The sequence below is a fragment of the Bacillus sp. RO1 genome (genome assembly GCF_012524115.1).
Classification (GTDB): Bacteria; Bacillota; Bacilli; order Bacillales; family Bacillaceae_I; genus Sutcliffiella_A.
Genome location: NZ_JAAZWB010000032.1, coordinates 1 through 24,065 on the forward strand (window position 1 = coordinate 1; position 24,065 = coordinate 24,065).

23 protein-coding genes and 1 riboswitch are annotated in these 24,065 nt (G+C 39.6%); of the genes, 3 read left to right on the top strand and 20 right to left on the bottom strand.

What is annotated here, in order from left to right; all coding sequences use genetic code 11:
- Positions 1 to 402: 402 nt before the first annotated feature.
- The 9 genes from fni to prsW form a co-directional block, all read right to left on the bottom strand.
- Positions 403 to 1,464 (bottom strand): type 2 isopentenyl-diphosphate Delta-isomerase, encoded by a 1,062-nt coding sequence (gene fni, locus HC179_RS02420; RefSeq protein ID WP_168862871.1) that lies wholly within the window; start codon positions 1,462 to 1,464, stop codon positions 403 to 405.
- 38 nt (positions 1,465 to 1,502) lie between these two features.
- Entirely contained in the window at positions 1,503 to 2,645 is a 1,143-nt protein-coding gene (rpsA, locus tag HC179_RS02425; RefSeq protein ID WP_168862890.1) for a 30S ribosomal protein S1, read from the bottom strand.
- Between the two features lie 294 nt (positions 2,646 to 2,939).
- Positions 2,940 to 3,521 carry a lysophospholipid acyltransferase family protein gene (locus HC179_RS02430; protein ID WP_168862872.1) on the bottom strand — a complete coding sequence of 194 codons (582 nt, stop codon included), beginning with the start codon at positions 3,519 to 3,521 and terminating at the stop codon, positions 2,940 to 2,942.
- A 2-nt stretch (positions 3,522 to 3,523) separates the two neighbouring features.
- Positions 3,524 to 4,207, bottom strand: coding sequence for a (d)CMP kinase (gene cmk / locus HC179_RS02435; protein ID WP_168862873.1), 684 nt, complete (start codon positions 4,205 to 4,207; stop codon positions 3,524 to 3,526).
- Positions 4,208 to 4,303: 96 nt separating this feature from the next.
- On the bottom strand, positions 4,304 to 4,486 hold the full coding sequence (locus HC179_RS02440) for a YpfB family protein (RefSeq protein WP_168862874.1): 183 nt from the start codon (positions 4,484 to 4,486) through the stop codon (positions 4,304 to 4,306).
- Positions 4,487 to 4,550: 64 nt separating this feature from the next.
- Entirely contained in the window at positions 4,551 to 5,213 is a 663-nt protein-coding gene (locus tag HC179_RS02445; RefSeq protein WP_168862875.1) for a flagellar brake protein, read from the bottom strand.
- Between the two features lie 97 nt (positions 5,214 to 5,310).
- Positions 5,311 to 6,651: a germination protein YpeB gene (gene ypeB / locus HC179_RS02450; RefSeq protein WP_168862876.1), complete on the bottom strand. Its 1,341-nt coding sequence runs from the start codon at positions 6,649 to 6,651 to the stop codon at positions 5,311 to 5,313.
- A gap of 18 nt (positions 6,652 to 6,669) precedes the next feature.
- The gene (sleB, locus tag HC179_RS02455) at positions 6,670 to 7,692 is read right to left on the bottom strand and encodes a spore cortex-lytic enzyme (RefSeq protein WP_240948445.1); all 1,023 of its coding nucleotides are present in this window, start codon (positions 7,690 to 7,692) and stop codon (positions 6,670 to 6,672) included.
- A 194-nt stretch (positions 7,693 to 7,886) separates the two neighbouring features.
- Positions 7,887 to 8,537, bottom strand: coding sequence for a glutamic-type intramembrane protease PrsW (gene prsW, locus HC179_RS02460; protein ID WP_168862877.1), 651 nt, complete (start codon positions 8,535 to 8,537; stop codon positions 7,887 to 7,889).
- 135 nt (positions 8,538 to 8,672) lie between these two features.
- On the opposite strand from prsW, the gene HC179_RS02465 reads away from it, so the two are divergent.
- Positions 8,673 to 9,647, top strand: coding sequence for an asparaginase (locus tag HC179_RS02465; protein ID WP_168862878.1), 975 nt, complete (start codon positions 8,673 to 8,675; stop codon positions 9,645 to 9,647).
- Between the two features lie 794 nt (positions 9,648 to 10,441).
- Here HC179_RS02465 and HC179_RS02470 read toward each other — a convergent pair.
- The 10 genes from HC179_RS02470 to HC179_RS02515 form a co-directional block, all read right to left on the bottom strand.
- Positions 10,442 to 11,410 carry a YpdA family putative bacillithiol disulfide reductase gene (locus HC179_RS02470; RefSeq protein WP_168862879.1) on the bottom strand — a complete coding sequence of 323 codons (969 nt, stop codon included), beginning with the start codon at positions 11,408 to 11,410 and terminating at the stop codon, positions 10,442 to 10,444.
- Positions 11,411 to 11,942: 532 nt separating this feature from the next.
- Positions 11,943 to 13,223: a Glu/Leu/Phe/Val family dehydrogenase gene (locus HC179_RS02475; protein ID WP_148988335.1), complete on the bottom strand. Its 1,281-nt coding sequence runs from the start codon at positions 13,221 to 13,223 to the stop codon at positions 11,943 to 11,945.
- A 201-nt stretch (positions 13,224 to 13,424) separates the two neighbouring features.
- Positions 13,425 to 14,015, bottom strand: coding sequence for a genetic competence negative regulator (locus tag HC179_RS02480; RefSeq protein WP_168862880.1), 591 nt, complete (start codon positions 14,013 to 14,015; stop codon positions 13,425 to 13,427).
- Between the two features lie 99 nt (positions 14,016 to 14,114).
- Complete coding sequence (locus tag HC179_RS02485) at positions 14,115 to 15,029, bottom strand: MerR family transcriptional regulator (RefSeq protein WP_168862881.1); 915 nt, start codon at positions 15,027 to 15,029, stop codon at positions 14,115 to 14,117.
- A gap of 117 nt (positions 15,030 to 15,146) precedes the next feature.
- Positions 15,147 to 15,923 carry a metallophosphoesterase gene (locus HC179_RS02490; protein WP_168862882.1) on the bottom strand — a complete coding sequence of 259 codons (777 nt, stop codon included), beginning with the start codon at positions 15,921 to 15,923 and terminating at the stop codon, positions 15,147 to 15,149.
- Between the two features lie 68 nt (positions 15,924 to 15,991).
- On the bottom strand, positions 15,992 to 16,447 hold the full coding sequence (locus HC179_RS02495) for a DUF2663 family protein (protein WP_168862883.1): 456 nt from the start codon (positions 16,445 to 16,447) through the stop codon (positions 15,992 to 15,994).
- Positions 16,448 to 16,787: 340 nt separating this feature from the next.
- On the bottom strand, positions 16,788 to 17,492 hold the full coding sequence (locus tag HC179_RS02500) for a LysM peptidoglycan-binding domain-containing protein (RefSeq protein WP_168862884.1): 705 nt from the start codon (positions 17,490 to 17,492) through the stop codon (positions 16,788 to 16,790).
- A 22-nt stretch (positions 17,493 to 17,514) separates the two neighbouring features.
- Positions 17,515 to 18,102 carry a CPBP family intramembrane glutamic endopeptidase gene (locus HC179_RS02505; protein ID WP_168862885.1) on the bottom strand — a complete coding sequence of 196 codons (588 nt, stop codon included), beginning with the start codon at positions 18,100 to 18,102 and terminating at the stop codon, positions 17,515 to 17,517.
- Positions 18,099 to 19,631 (bottom strand): RecQ family ATP-dependent DNA helicase, encoded by a 1,533-nt coding sequence (locus HC179_RS02510; protein WP_168862886.1) that lies wholly within the window; start codon positions 19,629 to 19,631, stop codon positions 18,099 to 18,101. The genes HC179_RS02505 and HC179_RS02510 overlap by 4 nt, the downstream gene beginning before the upstream one ends.
- Positions 19,603 to 20,694 (bottom strand): YpbB family protein, encoded by a 1,092-nt coding sequence (locus HC179_RS02515; RefSeq protein WP_168862887.1) that lies wholly within the window; start codon positions 20,692 to 20,694, stop codon positions 19,603 to 19,605. Before HC179_RS02515 ends, HC179_RS02510 begins: the two co-directional genes overlap by 29 nt.
- 251 nt (positions 20,695 to 20,945) lie before the next feature.
- Between HC179_RS02515 and HC179_RS02520 the strand changes: the two genes are divergently transcribed.
- Positions 20,946 to 21,194, top strand: coding sequence for a ferredoxin (locus tag HC179_RS02520; RefSeq protein ID WP_010194489.1), 249 nt, complete (start codon positions 20,946 to 20,948; stop codon positions 21,192 to 21,194).
- 64 nt (positions 21,195 to 21,258) lie between these two features.
- On the opposite strand, the gene HC179_RS02525 is transcribed toward HC179_RS02520, so the two are convergent.
- On the bottom strand, positions 21,259 to 21,843 hold the full coding sequence (locus HC179_RS02525) for an ECF transporter S component (RefSeq protein ID WP_168862888.1): 585 nt from the start codon (positions 21,841 to 21,843) through the stop codon (positions 21,259 to 21,261).
- Between the two features lie 176 nt (positions 21,844 to 22,019).
- A riboswitch (FMN riboswitch) is annotated at positions 22,020 to 22,155 on the bottom strand.
- A 197-nt stretch (positions 22,156 to 22,352) separates the two neighbouring features.
- On the opposite strand from HC179_RS02525, the gene serA reads away from it, so the two are divergent.
- Positions 22,353 to 23,927, top strand: coding sequence for a phosphoglycerate dehydrogenase (gene serA / locus HC179_RS02530; protein WP_168862889.1), 1,575 nt, complete (start codon positions 22,353 to 22,355; stop codon positions 23,925 to 23,927).
- Positions 23,928 to 24,065: the final 138 nt, after the last annotated feature.

Below are 24,065 nucleotides of genomic sequence, written 5' to 3' on the forward strand. Positions count from 1 at the left end.
GCCTGCGGGGTCTCCACCTAGCGCTATCTCCCTCAGGACAAGGAAGGCTTCGGCAGCGAAACATCGCACGAAGAAAATGCGTAGCATTTTCGAGGAGTCTTCGCCTTTTGCTCCAATAAACAGCTAGAAATTAGATGAACAAAAGGTTAATCATTTTTTCAATTAACTCAAAAGCCTCTTTATAAATACTATGGTTAATGAAGTCGTCTTGTTGATTGGAGTGGAAGGCGCGTAGACCCCCGCGGGAGGAAGGGACAGGTGAGTCCCCTGAAGCGTTGTGAGGAGGCTCACGGACCGCCCGCAGGCAAGCGAAGCGCCTGGAATGGAAATCAACTGTGTTATGTACTTTCTATTAAAAACGCCTTCTTTCTATTGTTCAGAAAGAAGGCGTTGGTTTTTACTTTAGTGTTGAATTGTTCTATTGCTGTAAGCTGAGCAGTCTACTCTACGCTGAGTCAGCCAATGATACGTTTCCCCTCTAATCACGACGGGAGCTTGTTGCAATTGCTCAATAGTATTTGCCCCGAGAGCTGTCATCATCCATCTAAGTTCATCATGTGTTTGATGAATTAAATGAATTAAAGCTTCTTGGCCTTCTTCCATAAATACTTTCAGGAAATAGCCTGCCATTCCAACCGCGGAAGCTCCTAATGTTATCGCTTTGGCAATATCCGATGGTCTTTGAATCCCTCCAGAGCCGATAATCGAAGTGCCAGGTAACGCGTGCTTCACTTCTGCAATGGAAGCAGCGGTAGGTATTCCCCAGTCATTGAAGAATTCCAATCTTTGTGTACGGCGCTCGTTTTCTATTTTAGAGAAGTTCGTCCCACCAAAGCCACTAATATCAATGATGGATACTCCTACATCTACTAATTTCTTAGCTGTCTCACGGCTAATGCCAAAACCTGTTTCTTTTACAATCACCGGCACTTTCAAGGAGTTTACTATTCGCTCAATTCTACCAAGGGCACCGGTAAAATCACGATCACCTTCCGGCATGACAAGTTCCTGGATAACGTTCAAGTGAATTTGAATAGCATTTGCTTCTAGCATGTCAACTGCCTTTTTTGCCTGATCAACAGTGGCCTCACTTCCTAAGTTTGCAAAAACTAGACCATCTGGATTAGCTTTTCTAACTATTTCATATGTAGCTGCCTCATCCTGATCTTTAATAGCTGACATTTGAGATCCTACAGCTAAGCCAATATTACAGACTTTCGCGACTTCAGCTAGTGCTTTATTGATTTCCCATGTTTTTTTGCCGCCTCCACCTGTCATTGCATTGATAAAAATAGGCGAACTTAGTGTAAGTTCGCCTATTTTTGTATTCAATTGAATGTCAGCGGTGGAGAGATTAGGCAAGCTTTGATGAATGAACATTACATCGTCAAAACCAGTCTGTCTTACTTGTCCAGTTGTTAATGCGTGTTGTATATGGTCCATTTTCCTTTGTGCTCTACTCACCAGTAATCACCTTGACATCTTTATTTGTATATATTTTATTATTTCTTAAGCTTACTTAATTTATCCCCTATCATTTCGCCCAATTGGAAGCCGCCAGTGTCTTCTGATTGATTATACTGACTGAAATCCTCTTCTTGTTCAGGCTCTTCCAATTCACGGATACTTAAGGAAATTCTTTGATCCGCTTCGTTTATATCCAACACTTTAACTTGTACTTTATCGCCTTCTGTTAATACTTCATGCGGAGTACCGATATGCTTGTTGGAAATCTGAGATATATGGACCAACCCTTCTACACCTGGAAGTACTTCAACAAAAGCTCCGAAGGAAACTAGGCGTTTTACAACACCTTCTGTCACACTGCCTGCGGTAAGCTTTTCTGAAACCTGTGACCATGGCCCAGGCAGAGTTTCTTTAATGGATAAAGAAATTCTTTCATTGTCACGATCAACAGAAAGAACTTTAACATTTACCTTTTGGCCCTCTGTTACCACGTCAGAAGGTTTTCCTACATGTTCGTATGATAATTGAGAGATATGAACCAATCCATCTACTCCACCGATATCTACAAATGCCCCAAAGTCAGTGATTCGTTGCACCGTACCCTCAAGGACTTGACCTGTTTCAATGGTATCTAACAATTGATGTTTTTTATTTTGCATCTCTTCCTCTACTACAGCGCGGTGAGAAAGGATTACTCGATTTTTCTCTTTTTCTAGTTCTACCACTTTAAATGTTAATGTTTTTCCCTTATAATCAGAAAAATCATCAACGAAGTAATTTTCAACTAAGGAAGCAGGAACAAAACCTCTGACGCCAAGGTCAACTACAAGCCCACCTTTGACAACATCCTTAATTTCAGCCTCAAATACTTCTTTGGACTCGAATTTCTTTTGCAGATCTTCCCATGCCAAGTCAGCATCCACTGCTTTTTTGGATAACACTAGTAATTCTTCTTCTACTTTTGTCACTTTAAGTTGAAGCTCCTGGCCTTCTGAAACGACATCCGTCGCTTTTTCTACATGAAGGCTGGATAGTTCACTTATAGGGATGATACCATCTAGCTTGCTGCCCTCAATGGAAACCAGGACCTGTTTTTCTTCTACTTTTGTAACTGTTCCAGTCACTGTGTTGCCAACCTCTAAATTGTTAACTTCTACTTGATTCATGTCTTCCACCATCATTATTACCTCCTCCATACAAACCAGCTAATCCATTATTTATGTAAGTAACGGTAGACGTTACGTAAGCATGCTGGCATATGCCGATACATGCGAACTTAACAAAAGTTGCATCTGTTTCGTGTAATAATTCATAAATTAACGGATGTTAACTTACTTGATTAATCGGACAGATCAATTAGTACTGCCAGGTACTAAATAAGTAGATAGAACCTTAACAAGTTCCTACATAATTTAGCTTCCTTCTACTAACTTCTAACAAATAGGACATTTTGTCAAGTCAAAACTCTTAAACTATCTGTTTTTTTCGATAAGTTCCTTTATGGAATCCATTACCAATAAAGTGGCTTCTTCGGCTGAAATTTTTTCCAAACGATGCTGGGTGAAATCGATAGGCTCTCCATACACCACTTTTAAGGGGTGGAACTTTTTATAAGGTCCAATGATGGCACAAGGAACTACTGTTGCTTCGGAACGCAGGGCAAAAAAACCTGCACCTGCCAATCCCTTACCAAGTTCGCCCGTTTTACTTCTTGTACCCTCTGGAAAAAGTCCCAAAACACGTCCCTCTTTCAGCACTTTTAACGCTTTTCTTAATGCTTCCCTATCACTCATTCCTCTTTTCACAGGAAATGCATGCAACTTTGGAAGAATTGTTTTCAGGATTGGAACATGAAAGATCTCTTCTTTCGCCATAAAATGAACAGTTCTCGGGGATGTAATCCCAACAACCGGAGGGTCCAGATTATCAATATGATTAGAACAGATTAATACAGAACCTTCTTTTGGTATGTTCTCACTACCCACCACTTTAATACGATAGAGCGGCTTTAGCACCACAGAAACAATGAATTTGGCAAATGAGTAGAATGTCATGGTTATCTAGTCCCCTCATTTTGATTAACCAAATCCATTATTTTCTCCACTACTTGATCAATGTTCAAGGAAGTGGTATCAATTTCTTTCGCATCTGTTGCCTTTTGTAATGGGGCGATTTCCCGCTCGGAATCAAGTTTATCCCTTCTAGCGATTTCCTCTTTTAGTTTTTCAAGATTAGAATCAAAGCCCTTAGAAAGGTTTTCGGCATGTCTTCGATGTGCTCTTTCATCTACAGAAGCCAAAAGGAATACTTTTATTTCCGCATCAGGAAGCACATGGGTCCCTATATCTCTTCCATCCATGACCACTCCGCCTCTTTTAGCTAGCACCCTTTGCCTTGCAACCATTTCTTCACGAACATGCTTATGCTTAGCAACAATTGATACATTATTCGTTACTTCATGCGTCCGGATTTGCTCTGTTACATCTTCATCATTTATGTAAACATGTTGCGTCTGGTTGTTTGCGATTCGAAGGTCGATGTTCATCTTTTCTACTAGTTGCTGTAAGGATACCTCATCTTCAAGGTTAACATCCTCTCGAATTGCCTGAAATGTTACCGCTCTGTACATGGCTCCTGTATCTATGTATAAGTATCCTAGTTTGTCTGCTACAATCTTTGCCACCGTACTTTTACCTGCAGCTGCAGGACCATCAATTGCTATAGATAATTGTTGTTTCATAGTTCCTCCTGAATGTACCTTTAATCATTTTTCACATGAAAAAAGCAGGTCACCCTGCATATTTCCTTAGAATTATTTATGTATATTTTATCATATTCATCTACTTTGGTCGAATGTTTCTATATGTTCAACTATCTTCATGCCGCCTACTCCCTCATATTGAATAACTTTGCTTAAAAAAGGGGCAGAATCGGTATATAACAAGAGTCCTTGCGCACAAATTAGACAGATTAATTGTATGACAATCAGCTTAATGATAATACGTTCCACTCTTTTCATATAATTCTCCTTCTATTTAACCGATCTTTTTTACCATTAATAGTATGGATGGAATTGGAAGGTATTATGCTAAAGAATGAGTTTTTCTTAATAAAAGCTGTTGTTCGAAGCAGTACTTCATTATTACTTGCCTTTGAATTTCATTAATGGGATCGAATTGCAATGATGCTTTCCACCTATTCTTTGACGCATCTTTCACTAGTCTGATTATCTTACTTTTAAGTTTTAAATAGTGCGTTTCCCCATTATTTAAATGAATAATAAATGTGGTGAATATATGCCCCTCTTCAGGAAAACTAATGTGTTCAGGCAAAATAAGTGCAGCCCCTCCCGCACTTATATCTTGTGTAAGCGTAATAAAAGGCGTGAAGTGATAAGATAATGGATGGACCGATACATCGATATTACTTTCGACCCTTACATACTGCCTCCTTTGCACTTTAAGCACCTGATGGTAGCCTGGAAAAGACAATTGAACCATCGGTATTGCTTGCTTTATGCGTCCAAGAACTTCACTTTCAAATGTATATGCAACACCTTCGTCTGACACATAAGTGATTAATAATTGCGTACCGTTCAATATGTATGTCGTTTTTCCATTCACAATATGTGCTGGATAGTCCACATAAAATTCTTTCTCTTTTACTTCCTGTACCTTACATCTATATTTTTCAACTTTATCATCGTTTTTCACTTGTAGTGTTAATACAACCCCTGGCTTTAACAAATAACTGCCTCCCTTAACAAACCCGTTCTCTCTATATACTTATTAAACCATTTAACGAAAAAAAGGAAAAGCCAATTTTGACTTTTCCTCCATAAAATTACAAATCATACAAGAGTTCCGGGTTTTTCAACTTCTCTACTTTTTCTTCACGTCCATCATTGGCATTGATGAAGATCTGGTAGGTATCATTTTCAATCGTCCCCAAAAACTCATAACACAGCACTTCTTCCCCGAGGTCATTATCAATGACCGCTAGGGAATCCTCCATGATCATCACCTTATCATTAATTCTCTCCCTAGCTTCTTCAAGCGAGATCCCCGCTTTAGGTATCTCTCTTACATGGTGAGACAATAAGTAATCTTTTGCAGAAAAGCCCACTATCTCACCAGTTTCCAGGCTTACTTTCATTTTGATGGAATCTGGATATATCTTAACTCCGTCTACGTTTGACACAAATGTGAAAATGCCAAGTTTGTTGTACTCTACACTTTCGTACAGATCCAATGTGTCAAATTTGTTTTGTTTCAAAAAGTTTCTAGCTTTTTCAGTCGCTTCGTTTAAACTGATGTTTTTCTTTTTTGATTCTTTATTTTGGACCAAGTAAATAGGAATGCCACCTTTTTTGGCAATATCCATGTATGTGTCCTGCTGATTTTTGTCTACAATTTTTAAACTGTAGAAACCAACATTTGAGCCTTCCCCATTTTCAGTAATGGTGATTTTTTCATTTCCTTCAAGCTCTAAGTATTTATCGGCAACCTTTTTTGCCTCTTCTTCTGTGATGGTTTTTCCTTGGAGCTGGCTGAAATCCTTATCTTCCTGGTTCATAGAAGTAAATGTAGGTCCGAAGTCAGCTTCATCATAGCCTTCCACATTCTTTTCCACCGTTTTAAAACCATCAATGATTGTATTATCTTGCGGCTGATCTTTTGCAGAAAGAGCTAATTCCACATCCATCCATCGCAAGTTGTTGCTCATAACCATGCTTTGAACTCTTCTAAGCTCCTGCTTTATTTCATCCGATTTTTGATAAAGCACTTGAAGTGTACTATATTCATCTTCAGATAGAGGATTTTTGTCCAAGTCCCTAACTGCAACTTGATACGTATAGTCTCCTGTTTTCGTCAAGAACTCTTCCGTTTTGTTAAAAGGTAAGAGTGTCAGAGGTAACTGACCAACGTCATTTTGTGCTTCTGAAGTGATTCTCCATACCTCGGCAAAGGAAGGGGAAAGTTGTTCTCTTGAACTCATTGCCAAGGTCGTTCCTATTTTGTCATGCAACAAATCTACATGATAGACAAGGTCATGAAAAGCACGCTGATAATTGTTCTCCGCATTAATGAGGACTGCGTTTTTATCTTGATGCTCTTGATAACCCCAGTAGCCAGTTCCTGCTACCGCAATTGCTAAAACAGCGATGATAACAAGTCTCAACATAATTCTTCACCCTCTTTTTTAGTCACAGAAAATGTGCTTTCCAATTCGCTTAATTTGTGGACGTCCCCAAATCCAACCACTTGTTGCCGTATCGGGATTAAAATAGTAGGTTGCTCCTTCGGATGGATCCATTCCGTTAATTGCATCAATAACGGCTCTTTTCGCCGTTTCATTCGGTGTTAGCCATATTTGACCGTCTGCAACGGCTGTAAAAGCTAGCGGTTCGAAGATTACTCCTGAAACCGTATTTGGGAAAGTCGGCGAGTTAATGCGGTTCAGGATAACGGCCGCTACCGCAATCTGCCCTTCATACGGTTCACCACGCGCTTCCCCATAAACGGCATTCGCCATCAATTGAATATCATTTTCCGAAAACCCACCAGGCATATTGGTTGCACTTTGCGCTTCCCCTTCATCTTCTGCAGGTTGATCCTCAGGAGCTGGCTGTCCTTCTGGCGCCGGTGCTTGTTCTTGTGGCGCAGGTTGTTGCTCCGGTGCTGGTTGTGCTGGTTGTGCTGGTTGCTCTTGTTGCTGTCCCGGAGCTGGCTGTTGTTGATCAGGAGCAGGTTTCCCTTGATCTTTTTGCGGGGCTGGAGCTGGTTTTTGATATTGCGTTTTTTGCTTTGCCCACTGATTTGTTGCACCTTGCTTTGCTTTTTCCACAGTCGCCTGCGATGGCTCTACTTGATACTTTAGTTCCATACCGCCGTAATGGGTAAATTTCTTACCTGAATTTAACTGTTGATGTACCCAATCTTTATAAAACTTTGTAGATTTATGAAGCATTTCTTTCGTTTTAGGCCCTACAAGCCCATCAACTTGGTCTAAACCGAATTCTTGCTGGAAGTTTTTTACCGCCCAATAGGTGCTCCATCCGTATACACCATCAATCCTTGCATGGTAATAACCGTTATATTGGAGGCGTGCTTGCAATTCGACAACATCATTCCCCGTCGCACCTTTTTGAATGATTTGCTCAGAGAAGGCACTGACTGAGTCTTGATTTATCGTAAATAACATACATGTGCTAAAAAGAAACATACATGAAATTAACAGTAACCGTTTCACCTTACATTTCCTCCTTTGACTTCTTTAAACAATTGTTACAATGTATTTTCTGTAGATATTGGTATTTTATACAGGTACATTTGGAGAAAAGAGGTATTCCATAAAATGGATTCTCCACATAAAAAATAGTCCGCCACAAACGTTTATATATTTCACGTTTGTGTGGACTATATTTCAACCGTATTTGCGAGCTTGACTTTTCTAAGACCGAGCCACCATAAGAAAATCATAAATGGAACCATATATAATCCCCAATATTTTTGAGAGAGGATAATCATGTCATACATACCGTGCAAAAAAATCGGGGTGAATAATGACAATGTAAGGCATATCTTTTTATGTTTGATATTTGTGTTGAATTTCCCTTTTCCAAGGTAGTATCCCATTATCACGCCGAATAGGGCATGACTTGAGACGGGAAGTATGGCTCTGCCCAACGCGAGCTCCACTCCATTCGCAATCAAGAAGAGGATGTTTTCAGCCGTAGCGAATCCGAGAGATACAGCAACACCGTAAACGATCCCATCGTAGTGCTCATCAAAATGCAGGTTTTGATAGACAAGGTAAATGAGGATGAACCATTTAAAAAACTCTTCAAGTAGACCTGATAAAAGGAACGCTTTTACCAAATGTGAAGTGACTCCAAGCTCAAGTTCAATAACATATTGCATGAACATGAGTGGAAACACAAGCAATGCCCCGAACACAAAAATTTTAAATACATAAATGATTGGTTCTTTTTCAAAAGTATCCTTTAAATAAAAATAAGACAACAATGCTAAGCCTGGAGCAATCCCGGCGGACACAACTGCCAGCATAAATAAGCCTCGTTTCAATCTGTTTTTTTTTATCGTATCATGTTATCGTAATTATTGAAATAAGATGTCTAAACTTTTGGAAATTGTTTGTAAAATAAATAAAAGATAGCCTAAATTAATGAGGTGCATATGACAATGAAAAAGAAAATCATGATTATCCACACTGGAGGTACCATCTCGATGTCAGAGGACGAACGAACCGGCGCAGTATCGCACGGAGAAAGAAATCCTCTGACCACGATACCTTTGATTGTCGACTCTAATATTGATATAGAAAGTCATGAACTATTCAATCTTCCTTCCCCACACATCACATCAAAACACATGCTTATGCTTTCAAAATTTATTGATCAACAAGTCATGGAGCACGGCATCGAAGGTTTTGTAGTGACGCACGGAACAGATACGTTAGAAGAGACCGCCTTTTTCCTTGATTTAACGGTTCAGACACGAGTTCCAATAGTTCTGACGGGAGCAATGCGTTCAAGCAATGAAATTGGTTCTGACGGGCCTTACAATCTCCTTTCTTCTGTAAAGGTCGCAGCAAGTGAAGAAGCTAAAAATAAAGGGGTTCTTGTTGTGTTGAATGATGAAGTTCATACAGCTAAAAACGTTACAAAGACGCACACCTCTAATATTGCAACCTTCCAAAGTCCACAGTATGGTCCAATAGGAATTGTCACAAAGCGAGGAGCGTTCTTCCACCACTCACCTGTTTCTGAAGACAAATACCAAGTGGATTCCGTTACGAAAAACGTCATGCTTTTGAAAGCATATGCAGGAATGGATTCAAGTATTTTTCATGCGTTAAAAGATATGCATGTGGACGGGGTAATCTTAGAAGCTTTAGGACAAGGTAATATTCCTCCAACGGCTGTGGAAGGAATCAAGTCCTTACGAGAGGCAAATATCCCTGTTGTAATGGTATCTCGTTGTTTCAACGGTATAGTCCAGGATATTTATGGCTATGAAGGTGGAGGTCGCCGGTTAAAGGAACTTGGGGTCATATTCTCCAACGGACTTAACGGACAAAAAGCACGAATTAAACTGATGGTTGCACTAGAAAGTACGAATAACCCTGATAAACTGCAGGAGTTGTTTCTAAGGTAAGGATCTGGTTGTTCTCGGGAGGATCTATCGCCGCTTGGCTCTCTGTTACCGTTTTCGGGATCTGGCACTTTGTTCGGGCGTTGAGATGCCCTCTCTGTTCCGTATTCGGGATCTGGCACTTTGTTCGGGCGTTGAGATGCCCTCCCTGTTCCGTTTTCGGGATCAGACACTCGATTTGGGCATTGAGACGCCCTCTCTCTTACCGTTTTCGGGAGATGACACGTTGTTCGGGCGTTGAGACGCCCTCTCTCTTACCGTTTTCGGGAGATGACACGTTCTACGGGTGTTGAGACGCCCTCTCTCTTACCGTTTTTGGGAGATGACACGTTGTTCGGGCGTTGAGACGCCCTCTCTCTTACCGTTTTCGGGATCTGACAAGTTGTTCGGGCGTTGAGACGCCCTCTCTCTTACCGTTTTTGGGAGATGACAAGTTGTTCGGGCGTTGAGACGCCCTCTCTGTTACCGTTTTCGGGATCAGACAAGTTGTTCGGGCGTTGAGACGCCCTCTCTTACCGTTTTCAGAATCTGACACGTTCTTCGGGCGTTGAGACGTCCTCTCTGTTACCGTTCTCGGGATCAGACACGTTCTTCAAGCGTTGAGACGCCCTCTCTCTTACCGTTTTCGGGATCAGACACGTTCTTCGGGTGTTGAGACGCCCTTACTATTACCGTTTCGGAATCTGACATCCGTTTTGGGTGTATATAAGCCCTTACTATTACCGTTTAACAAACCTTTGTTTCTGTTTGGGGCTTGGATAGCCCCAAATCAAACACTCTAACAAAAAAAATCAATCCTACTGCCGCCTTTTAATACTTTCCGCTATCATCGCGCCATGAAAACGTCCATTTTCAATAAAGATCTCGTTTGCATTATTTCCTGCTGCAATGACACCTGCTATGAAAATCCCCGAAACATTTGTTTCCATTGTTGCCTCGTTGAAGGTTGGACGTCCTGTCTCTTCATCTATCCCAACCCCCATCTTAGTTAAGAAAGAATGGTCTGGATGATAGCCAATCATAGCAAACACGTGATCATTATATAACGTTTGCTCCTTACCAGCTTTATTAACAAATGAAATCTCGTTCTCCGTAATTTTAGTCACGTTTGACTCAAACTCCATGCGGATGGTGCCATTACGTACTAACGCGTCAAATTCAGGAAGAATCCAAGGTTTCACACTCGGCGAATACGTCTCTCCTCGGTAGATGACGGTTACATGTGCATCAGCTTTCACTAATTCCAATGCAGCATCCACACTCGAGTTCTTCCCACCAATGACAGCGACATGTTTATCAAAATAAGGATGTCCTTCCTTAAAATAATGCGACACTTTATTTAACTCCGCTCCAGGCACATCTAGTTTATTGTGATTATCATAATAGCCGGTAGCAATGATGACATACCTTGTGGAATAGGATTGTTTCGATGTATGTACGATAAATGAACCGTCCTCCATTTTTTCCACATGCTCTACCAATTCAAATGCATTCACTTCGATTTTTTTCCTCTTCACTACTTCTCGATAGTAAGTAAGTGCTTGAATCCTGACAGGTTTTCTATTTTCCGTAATAAATGGTACTTCCCCTATTTCCAGCTTCTCACTTGAACTGAAAAATGTTTGGTGTGTTGGGTAATTGTATATGGCATTTACAATGTTTCCTTTTTCTATGACAAGCGGGGATAGTCCTGCATCTTTAAGTGCAATGGCTGCTGCCAGTCCGCATGGACCACCGCCGACAATGATGGCATCTCTGTTTATCACCGTTGTTCAACTCCGTATTCTTAAATTCAGGGGATCTATTATAACTTTGTTGATCTCCGTTGGAGGCTCTTCGCTTTCCGCGGGCGGTCCGGGAGCCTCCTCGGCTTCGCCGAGGCCACTGGAAAACTATTTGAATAAGGTTGCTGATTGGAAAACCGCTGTTGATTTCCGCAAACGGCTTCGCTTTCCTAGGGGCGGTGCTTGAGCCTCCTCGCTCCGCTGCGGGGTCTCAAGCTACCGCTATCTCCCTCACGAGTCTTCGCCTTTTGCTCCAATCTACAGCTAAGATTACTAGAACATAAAATTTCAGTTTTTCAGTGGCCTAGCTTCGCCTGTGGGTTCTCCCCTGTCCCTTCCTCCCGCAGGACAAGGAATACTTCGACAGCGATACATCGCACGAAGAAAATGCGATAGCATTTTCGAGGAGTCTTCGAGCCTTCCACTCCGATCAACAAGGGTTCTTCATTTACTTACTCAATTGGAAAATCCCCCATCATTATATGATAGGGGATTGTGAAAGCTTAAGCAAATATTAAATCCAGCCTCTAAAGCGGGATGCTTCGGCCATTTTACGTGCACCGACCATATAAGCAGATAATCGCATGTCTACACGGCGGCTTTGTGAAGTTTCATACACATTATTGAATGATTTAACCATTACTTTTTCAAGCTTTTCTTCTACTTCTTCCTCTGTCCAGTAGTAGCCTTGATTATTTTGTACCCATTCGAAGTAAGACACTGTCACTCCGCCAGCACTTGCAAGTACATCTGGAACCAGCAGGATGCCACGGTCCGTTAGTATTTGCGTACCTTCAATTGTTGTCGGGCCATTGGCTGCTTCTACAACGATTTTAGCACGGATATTGTGTGCATTCTCTTCCGTGATTTGATTTTCAATGGCTGCCGGAACTAAAATATCACATTCAAGCTCAAGCAATTCCTTGTTCGTAATAGTGTTATTGAATAGTTTTGTCACCGTTCCGAAACTGTCACGACGGTCTAACAAATAGTCAATGTCCAGACCATTTGGGTCATAAAGGCCACCGTAAGCATCAGAAATACCTACAACCTTAGCTCCTGCATCATGCATGAACTTGGAAAGGTAACTACCCGCATTACCAAACCCTTGTACAACTACACGAGCACCTTCAATGTTAATTCCTTTTTTCTTCGCTGCTTCGCGAATGCAGATGGTAACACCTTTTGCAGTAGCAGATTCACGACCATGGGAACCACCTAATACTAAAGGTTTTCCTGTGATGAACCCAGGTGAGTTGAATTCATCAATTCTGCTATATTCATCCATCATCCAAGCCATAATCTGAGAATTCGTAAAGACGTCTGGAGCTGGAATATCTTTTGTCGGTCCTACAATTTGACTGATTGCGCGAACGTAGCCACGGCTTAATCTTTCTAGTTCTCTAAATGACATCTCACGGGGATCACAAACAATCCCGCCCTTACCACCACCATAAGGAAGATCCACAATACCACATTTCAAACTCATCCAGATGGATAGTGCTTTAACTTCTTTTTCAGAGACATTTGGATGGAAACGGATTCCACCTTTAGTTGGACCAACTGCATCATTATGTTGTGCGCGATATCCAGTAAAGATCTTCACTGATCCGTCATCCATACGAACAGGGATTTTTACAGTAAGCATGCGCATAGGTTCTTTTAGTAATTCATAGACTTCTTCGGGATAGCCTAGCCTCTCTAACGCTTTATGTATAACAACTTGTGTCGATTTTAATACATCTAACTTATCTTCGTTAGTACTTTTTTTATCATTGCTTTTCTCGGCTACCATAAGTAAACCTCCTAGATTGTCTCACATAATAAGATTGAAAAAAGTCCATCTTCATGACATAGTATACACCTTACTTCAACTTATGCAAAGATAGAAAATAAACTTTTATTAAAAAAATGTAACCGATTACAAAACGTAAGAAATATCTGAAAATACTTCCAGCCTACACTACAAATTTATATATGTAGAATAGGCTGTTTTCTAATTAAAATACGTATTAATTTGCTTTAAAGCGGAATCTTTCATTATCATTTTTCCATATTCTTCTATTCGATGTATCGTCATGGTCGATGGTGTGCCGTATTCAGACAAAAGTGCGATTAAGGTGTCAATATCCAATTCAGTATCCACATCTTCATCCAACAGCAGAAGATAGAACATTTGCTCATGAGAATAAATGGTACCGCCATTTATTTTGAGGCCTTGCAGCCTTTTTGCTAAGTCAATTAAGTGATCGAACGATTGAAACACATAAAACAGGTCTTGGCACTCATCTACTGTCACTTGCATCTCTATATAATCATCATTGAACTCTTCTTCTAATTCCTCATGTTCTGTTGATGTTACGATAACCACCATTCCCTGAGCTTGAAGAGCGTATACTTCTACATTCAATGATCCGCTCACTTCAAAACCCAGCTCCGCACTAGCTTCATCAATCATGTCTCGAAACAGCTGATGAACCTTTTGCGAATCTTTCCATAGATCCTCTTTTGTTAACCCGCGGTCTTCCAAGTCATCAAATGTGAGGAATATCTTTATCTTGTTGTAGTTTAAACGTTCCAGCCGCATGAAAGACTCCTCCCAACCTTTAACACCATTGAACTTCTTACATTTTATGATAAAAGGTGTAAGTTGGTTCGTGAGTAATTGTTATTGTTGGGGATGAAATCAGTTCATTCTCACTCTCAGCCAATCTTCCCATTCTTTCATTGAATTTCCAATTAAATGTTCATTGTATTGGCTTTTTTTATTTTCAGGCATTTTATCCACAGCTGTACCACCCAAACCAATAATCAGCTCCGGATATTGTTCCTTAAGTGATGACACTAACTCTAATGTTTTTGGTAGATTAATGGAAAGTGTACATGATAGGAATAGAAATTTAGGTTGTACTTCTTTTAGAACAACATGTATATCATCATCGGCAATACTAGTACCTAAATATATCGTTTCAAACCCTTTTCTACGTACAAACAATGTATAGATCAGTAAACCAAGCTCATGCCATTCACCTGGTCCGCACACTGATACGGTTTTAGGCAGGAACCCATTAACAGGTAATCCATGAAGAATCATTCCTATTCTAGAACGTAAAAATGCAGACGCAAAGTGTTCATGAGCACTTGATATTTCATCATTCTCCCACATGTCACCAACCTTCACGAGCAGCGTCCCCAAAATATCTATCAGCACTTTTTCTACAGAATATAAGCTAAATATTTTATCCATTAATTCGTGCGCTTGGCCTTCATTAAACTCTAATAGAGCTTCTAGCAACTGGTTTAGCAAATCAGTAGATAAATCTTCTTGATCCGTATGATGTGAAGAATCTGATTCCAAAAGAGCCTGATTGTTTTTTTCAAATAGTGAAACGGCTTGACTGATGGTAAACCCTTTATTAACCCTCTGAATTAACCATTTGAGTATTTTGATATGCTCTTCGGTGTATAGACGATGCCCAGATTCGTTCCTTACGGGCGCTATTATCTGATATCTTCTCTCCCATGCCCGTAATGTACCCGGTTGGATACCCAGCATTTTGGATGCTGCCTTAATATTATATTTACCTTCGTTATTTGCCATACAGATCCCTTTCTCTCTTTGCAAAATCATTACTTGCATTATATAGTACGAATGTTGTTGTGTAAACTTTGTATAGGTTTTGAATAGGCTGACACAGAAAAAGCGGCACCTGAAAAATCAGGCCTCCGCTCTAGTGGTAACGGTCAATATATGCGTTTCAGGTGGGGCACCTAGTCTTAACGGCACCAAAGATGTACCAAAGCCATTACTAATTAACTGTGTTGTATGAGGCAGTTGAGTCAGTCCGCCTCTTTCGTAGGGACCGAAACCAAAAATCCTAATTTGCCCTCCGTGAGTATGCCCACTTAAAACCAGGCTGATTTTTTCCTCATCTGTAAACTTATCGACTATCTCGGGTTCATGACTGACCAAGATTTTAAAACTGTCTCTCTTTGTTTCTTCTAGAGCGGTTTCAAGCTCGTCCCGTTCATGGACCATGTCGTCCACACCAACTAACTCAAGCATGTCTCCTTGTTCGCTTTCAAATAAATAGCTCGAGTTATCAAGTATTTTTACTCCATGTTGAAGAAGAAGGGAGTCTAATTCGTGATAATCGACCTCGTAATCATTATTTCCCCATACAAAAAAAACAATGCCCAGTTTCTTTAGTTTTTTGATATTTTCAGAAACTTGCTGAAAAGGTACCTTCTTTTCCGTTAAATCTCCACCTATAATAACCAAATCTATGCTGCTAATCTTATCAATGAATTCGGAATTAATTTTACGCTTATGAATGTCGGAGATGAAAAAGATTCTTATTTTACCAAAGCTATGCGGAAAATCTGGAAAAGCTAGTGTTTGCTCCATAATATTTTCTTGTGTTGCTTGCTTGTACATATAAAAAAGAAGTGATACTCCAAAAAGAGCTACCACTCCAAGTAGAATCCATATCATTTTGAAGTTCCCCTTTTGAACATAATTGTAAATCAACTATATCATACTCATGGGAAATTGTATTACACTCACTTGGTTTCATGATATAAATTGATATCAAACTCTTTTTTCATTAGATCAAATACGTGGTGTCTTTGCTTCCAGTCAGTCGGTTTCGACCAGTAGTCGTCACTGCGCTTTACCATTTCCTTTCTAAGGTCATGGTATTCCTTTTCTGCCTTATCTTTTTTATATAGTAGGTATTTAATCATCCCGATTTGATAGGCAATAAACATGACAATCCAAAAATGGATGGAACGATCAAAGAAATAGGAAATGCTTGCTGAAGAAGAAGAAAACTGTTTAAAAATAAAAAAATAAATGTAAGTTAAAAAAAGGCCTAACGTAATGCAACAGGAAATTCTCCATCTCCACTCGCGCTTCTTAAATGTATCTTGTTTACGCTTTTTGTCTACTAAGAGTTGTAGTGTTTGTTTTGTTGCTTCGTCTGTATGGTGATTTAGCGTTTTTATAACATGTTCCAATGTTATCCCCTCTTTCCAACCTGTCCTACTAGAAAACTATGCAAGAAACACTCACTCTATGATTTACTAATGGAGAGATTTAGGGCATATAGAAAAAACCGAGCAGAAATACCACCCCGGTCTTTAAAAGCCAAAATTTTTAGTTATTGGTTAACCACCGCTGTTCCATTTCGCAAATAGCTACGCTTTCCACAGGGCGACCTTGAGCCTCCTCGGCAAGACTGTGGGGTCTCAACATTGCCGCTACTTCCCCGTAGGACAAGGAAGGCTTCCACAGTGAATCATCGCACGAAGAAAATTCGTAGCATTATCGAGGAGTCTCCGCCATTGGTGCTTAATGTTATCTATTAATTGGAATGAGAAGTTTTTGACCGACATTTACTTGATTGTTCACAAGGTTATTGTGGTCACTAATGATCCTTTCTCCATCTCTGCTGCTGAAGTATTTCATGGAAATGCGATAAAGAGTTTCACTTTCTTGAACAATATGCTCTACATATGTCACATTCGATGGTTCCTCTTCCTCTTCCGCTATATCTTCTTCTTCGGTTTCTGGTTTTGATACAGGAGTTGAATCTGTTTGATTAGTAGAACCTTGAATCTCTTTATTATCTGCCGTTTTTCCAGAGCCCTCTGCAGCATTTCCTTGATTTGTACTTTCATTTGATTCTTTTTCTTGGGTAGACATCTTTTCAGCATCTACTTGGGCTTCGCTATCTTCCTCATCTTCCTTATCAGCCGGATCCACAGTACTTGCAGAAACATTCGTAGGAATGGAGATTTGCTCCACGTTTTTAACTGCAGGTGTAAACATCTTGTTTAGGAAATTGGTCTCCTGATTGTTAAAATGGATGGCCATTATACTTATAGGGATTAGTAAAAAAAGTACACCTATAAGCCTGACGAACGGAAAGTTCACTTTCCACTTCGTTTTCTTGCCTCGTTTTTGTGCGTGAAGTTCACTTCTAGATGGGAGTTTATTTGCTTCTTTTTGTACTTCTTCCCGTAAGCCATCTGCTTGATCTAAACCTTTATTATTTTCCATCTCTCTCCACTCCCGTCTTCCACTAATTTTTATTTTTTAAATAGTCTGCTCTTATCTTGTAGGCGAGCAACATATCAATTAGAAAATGGGCCCAAATTGTAACCCATAAACTCCCTGTCACTTCATAGGTGTATCCGAGTATAAAGCTGATAATGATGACCGAAATGAACAATACCCACTTATGTAAGTACCTGATATGAAGTACTGCAAACAAAATACTGGCAACCCAAATACCAAAATGAGTTTGAATAACTCCTCGAAAAAGGAATTCCTCTGCAAAGGCTATAATGAATGCCAAAAAGATAATGTGAGGCAATGACCTTGTCTGAAACATTTTCTCATTAATACCGCCGTCATCTAACAGCCTCTTAGGTACCAACTTCATGAGTACGAGATCAATGCCTACCACAATAAGTGCGACGATTGTCCCAATGACAAAGATGTTAATGGGCTGCCATGAAAATATCACTTTAACGGATTGGATACTGTTAAACAAAAAATAGGCTAGTATTAGTCCGATAACGAAAAAAGCAAACTGAGAAAGATAAAGGTGATATAGAAGCTCTCTAGCATTCATTTGTTTAATAATTTCTGCTTGTTTGTTTCTCAATTCTCATCTTCCTGCCAAAATATTTTTTTCAAAATTTTCTCCCAGCTTACAGGTTCATTAAAATTACTCGTTGGTGTGATACTTGATTCCTTACTATAAATGTCCATATTCAATCCACAGTTATCACAACATTGTTCGATAGTGGTGGGCATGTTTTCATCAAAATACAGAAGCAATTCTTTTCTCCTGCAAAGAGATGTAGTAGTCCATTTATTAAATTCCTCAAGCTTGGAACGTTTCATGAAGGTTCGCTTTTCAATCTTGCTTTGTATCAAGTCTATACATTGTTCAAGGGAAGTGACATTCAGTTTTCCTTGTCTTTCTAAGAACTGGTTTAGTTGAAACTGGAGATATCTCCAATGGGACTCTTGCTCTGGATATTCTTCTATCCATACTTTCAATTGTTGCTTTGATAAAGATTCAATTTCACCAAATTTTTTCACTAGGTTTTGAAGGATAAATGACACCCACTCCGGGTCAGGTAATTCATTACCAATAATAAACTCTGGTAACATCGCATCTTCCTTACTTTTCAGAAGGATCGCAATACTTTGGTTTCCCCCTCTTCCTGCACGACCAATTTCCTGCACATAAGACTCCATCTGAGTTGGCTGGTGGTAATGAAGAACATATCGAACATTACTTTTATTGATGCCCATTCCAAAAGCACTTGTACAGCAGATAATATCTATTTGGTCCATCAGAAACTGTTGTTGAATTAAAATTCGTTGTTCTTGTGTTAATCCTGCATGATAATATGCAATCCTATTTATTCCATTCTCAGTTAGGTATGCATATAGCTCTTCCGTCTTTGTTCTGCTTGAAAAATAGATAATACCAGGGGGTTGCAGATCAGTCACCAATTCCAATAGTCTTTCCTTCTTTTCTTGATTATTGATGACCTCTTCCACTTTTAAAGCTATGTTTGGCCTGTCCAATGAATTGATATGAAAAACAGGGTCTGACATGCATAAGAATGATTGGATGTCTTGGATGACAGCTTTAGTTGCTGTAGCTGTCAGAGCCAAAGTTGGTGGATTACCAAGAAATTTCTTAACCGTGCCCAATTTTAGATAATCTGTCCGAAAGTCATGACCCCATTGGGATACACAATGCGCTTCATCCACTACAAACAAATCAATACGTACTGATTGAAGTTTCTTGATCCATTTATCTACTTGGAGCATTTCTGGTGAAATAAAAAGGTATTTATAAGAATTAAGATTGATGGACAACAGCTTTTCTTTTTCAGAGAAAGTTAAAAACGAATTTAATGCTATGACACTCTTTTCTCCACTTGACCTCAGTTGTTGTACCTGGTCTTCCATTAGCGATAATAAAGGGGAAACAATGACGACAGTGCCCGGAAGAGCGTAGCCTGGCAGTTGATAGCAAAGAGATTTACCCCCTCCTGTAGGAAGTAACGCAATGACATCTTTTTTGTAAAGGACATCCTGAATAATTTCCTTTTGTCCCGGTCTAAAAGAAGTGAAGCCAGTTTTAACTTCCAGCAGGTTGTCTAGATTCATCCCTATCCCCCATCCTTGTTAACACTAACCTTATTTGAAAATAGTTGATATCAAAATTTTTCAACTTCTCTTTTATTTTTCGAAGTTGGTGTGTTTGCAAGTCACTAATAACAGCTTTGATTGCTTGAACGTCGTCCCCTTTTACATAAGGAGCTATCGAAAAATCATGAATCTGCATGGAAATCTCTACAATGTGATCTTCTATAGTACTTTCCTTCAATCTCCGGATATTGGCGATTTCCTCTAGAGTGAATCCTTGATGAAGCAGCTTCAAAGTTTTTTGTGTCGTTTCCGTGAGCAGTGATTTCTCCAGAAAATCACGACATATTAAAAAGAGATGTTTGTATGTTGACACTGCATCTTTTTCCTCTAAGCGTTGAATAATATAGTGCAGAGCTGATTGAAACTCTATATGAATCCATGCAATGTCTGTTTTTAAGGTTCTGGCTATTTGCTCATCTGTATTTCCTGCATGACGATAACCCGATAGTTTAAGTGTAAAGACAGTTGCCTTATTAGCCGGCAATTGAGTTAGCAGACCGTTCGTTTCAATAAACAAATCTTTTAACAACCGTTTCTTCGAACTGCCTTTTTGACTTAACAAATAATTTTTCACCCAACTTTGTATATGATCGTCATACTGAATAGGGATAAAAGTACTTTCTTTTCCTGCCAGATTAGACAAAGTTTGAACGAGCAGTGAATATCTCTTCCAAAATGTCAAACTTTTATCTTTGTATGCATATCCATTTAAGTAGGGAGCTAAATTGAAAAGTTTTTCGCCGTTTACCAACTGATTTTCCCCTTTGTGCGTAAGTTCAAAATGCTCGCTATGTACTTCACGAATCAGTTGTTCCGTTTGTAATATTTGTATTGATTGTTGAAGGGAATTTCTATTTAAATCGGGAAAAAGTCCATAAACATTCACCAATGCGAAGATATTGGCATCCTGTATAGTTTGAGAAGATTTCTTACCTCTAAATAAATGGTATATCGCTGAAATGCTCCGTTCTCCTCTAAATGATTGGAGGCATTTCAGACACAAATATTCGAATGAATTCATCAAAATTCTACACCTTTCTTCCCCTACAGACATTTTATCAAAATTTTGTAAAGGATGTCATGTTTATCACATCTTTTCGTCGGGTAATCTAACAATATGTTTCAAAACCCTTGTGTGATAAGCATTCTCATTGAGTTTTCTATTGAAAAGTTGGGAAAACAGTTTTACAATATATAATATGAGGAATTGGTTTCCAACTAAATATTGGAAATCATTTAATTGACTAGTTACTATTTGGGAGGTTTATTTTCATGGCAAAATACACGATTGTTGACAAAGATACTTGTATCGCTTGTGGAGCATGCGGTGCTGCAGCTCCGGATATCTATGATTATGATGATGAAGGTATTGCATTCGTAACACTTGATGACAACCAAGGAATTGTAGAAATTCCAGATGTACTTGAAGAAGACATGATGGACGCATTTGAAGGCTGTCCAACTGATTCAATTAAAATTGCTGATGAGCCATTTGATGGCGACGCATTGAAATTTGAATAGTAAATAATAAGAAGCCCCCAATCCTGATACAAGGATTTGGGGGCTTCTTTTATTGAATATTTATTTATACACTCTTTGTTTCTAATTGACGGTCAAGCCAAATTGCAAGCTTCTTATATAACAATAAAAACAAGAAAGTGACAATCAGCCCTTTAATTATATTAAATGGAAGGATCCCCTTCACAATTCCTTCAATCATCTGAGCAGAAGAACCGGAATCTACTCCGAGAAAATATGTGAAAGCAGGCAAGAAAATATAGTAGTTAAGCACACTCATGATTAAAGCCATAGAAACAGTACCCGCAATCAAACCTAACCCTAAACCTTTCGTTGTACGGATCTTATTAAAGATGAAATAAGTCGGCAATATAAACAAGATACCTGCTGTAAAATTAGCCAACTGTCCAACAGGAACTCCTGTCATACTTCCTTGTACAATATAATGCAGGATATTTTTAATTGCTTCGACTGTGATGCCTGCTACTGGCCCAAAGATAATGGCTGCAAGCAATGCTGGGACGTCACTGAAGTCCACAGATAAAAATGGTGGCAACAAAGGTAATGGAAAGCTTAGCCACATAAGCAGGTACGAAATACCACTCAACATCCCTACAGTTACCATTTTTTTGACGCGTTTTGATTGATTCATTGTTCTTCTCTCCTTTTCAAATGGAGATCCACCTCGTACGAAAAGAGAGAATTCAAAGATGTGTGTTTATTTCTTGATGCCAAACCACGCAAATAACCGCTTGTCAAATGAACAAACGGGAGTACGAAGGCATCAGAAATAAGCATCGAAAAGAAGAATTTTCGACAACTTTGAACCTCCATCTTCTCCCATCCAGACTATACTGTCGGCTCTGGAATCGCACCAAATCCTGCCCCAATATCAGGCTCGCGGGCTTAGAGAATTACTCTCATCACCGCCGATCGGGAATTTCACCCTGCCCCGAAGATAGATCATATTATTAACTTACGAGTTTATTATACTCAAAAAATAGTAAAAAGGGAAGAGAAATGAACTGTTATTCATTTTTTATAGGAATTTTGAAACAATAAGCGCTTACATAGGTTCGACCTGTTGTAAAGTTATTGACACGCCCTCCTATAGATGATAAATTATCAGAAATTTTATATTTTTTTGGGGGGATTCCATTTATGTTTCATGTGCTCGTTGCAGATTCTATAAGTTCAGATGGACTGACTCCGCTCTTAGAAGCGGAAAATATTAAAGTATATCGGAAGGATCGTGAAGGTGACAACTACAATTCAGATGACATCGATGCACTACTTGTACGAAGTGCTACACAGGTGGATGATGCCCTTCTCTCTTCCCTTTCCAATCTCAAAGTCGTCGCCAGAGCCGGAGTGGGCGTAGACAATATTGATATAACCGCTGCAACAAAAAGAGGCATTGTCGTGATAAATGCACCCGACGGGAATACAATATCCACTGCTGAGCATACTTTTGCCATGATTTCTTCCTTAGTGCGCCATATTCCTCAAGCAAATATGAATGTGAAAGGCTCCCAATGGAGCAGAAAAAAGTTCATTGGGACAGAGCTATTCGGAAAGACCCTTGGAATTGTGGGATTTGGCCGTATTGGCGGTGAAATTGCCAAGCGTGCAAAAGCTTTTCAAATGAAAGTAGTAGTTTATGATCCGTTTTTAACAGACACGCGGGCTGAGAAATTAAGTGTCACCTCCTTACCTTTAGATGAGGTGATGAAGCAAGCAGATATCATTACAGTACATACACCTCTTACGAAAGAAACGAAAGGTTTATTTAATAAAGAAAATATCCCTCATTTAAAGAAAGGTGTGTATCTTGTTAACTGTGCCCGTGGTGGTATTATTGATGAAGAAGCATTACTTCACCATTTAAACACAGGACATGTTGCTGGTGCCGCTCTTGATGTGTTTGAAGTGGAACCTCCAACCAACTACGATCTTGTACAACATGACCAGGTAATTGTTACACCGCATCTTGGGGCATCCACCAAAGAGGCACAATACAACGTAGCTTTCCAAGTTTCAAAAGATGTGTTGGCGTATCTAAATGGCGAATCTGTCAACACAAGCATCAACCTGCCTACCATCCCAAAAGAAATCTACAAAAAGATTCAACCATTTTATCAGCTTGGAAAAACGTTGGGATCTATCCTTTCACAATCAGCCAAAACACCAATTGAAGAAATTACTGCAACCTACGCCGGAGTAATAACGGAATGGGAAACATCCATTTTGACTAAAAGTATTATAGCAGGGTTTTTGAGAAATCGTGTCGATACGACTGTCAACGAAGTAAATGCTGCTACCATTGCAAAAGAACGGGGCATCATTTATGGAGAAAAACATCAATCAGATAGTTATGGATACTCCAATATCATTCAAGTTGAGGCGCGGGGAAAAGATGTTAACTTAGTAGTAAGGGCGACATTCATCGAAGGTTTTGGAGCAAGGATTGTTCATATGAACGGATTCGATATTGACTTTGCACCTAGTGGGCATTTGCTTTACGTACAGCATACGGATCGTCCTGGTGTAATCGGACAACTGGGTCTCATATTCGGTAAACACGAGACTAATATCGCTACGATGCATGTGGGCCGGATGCTCCAAGGCGGTAAAGCCATTATGATGCTTTCTTTTGACCAGCCGCTTGAAAAAGTGCTTGTAGATGAAATCCTTCTCATACCGGATATATCTTCTGCGATTATTTTAGAATTATAGCCCGAAAATTTAAGAGGCTGGGACAAAACTAAAAAAGCCTAATAAAAGACGAACAATTTAGGTGTCATAGGTATTGGCTCTAAATACCGCTGTTGATCTCCACAAATGGCTTCGCTTTCCTAGGGGCGGTGCTTGAGC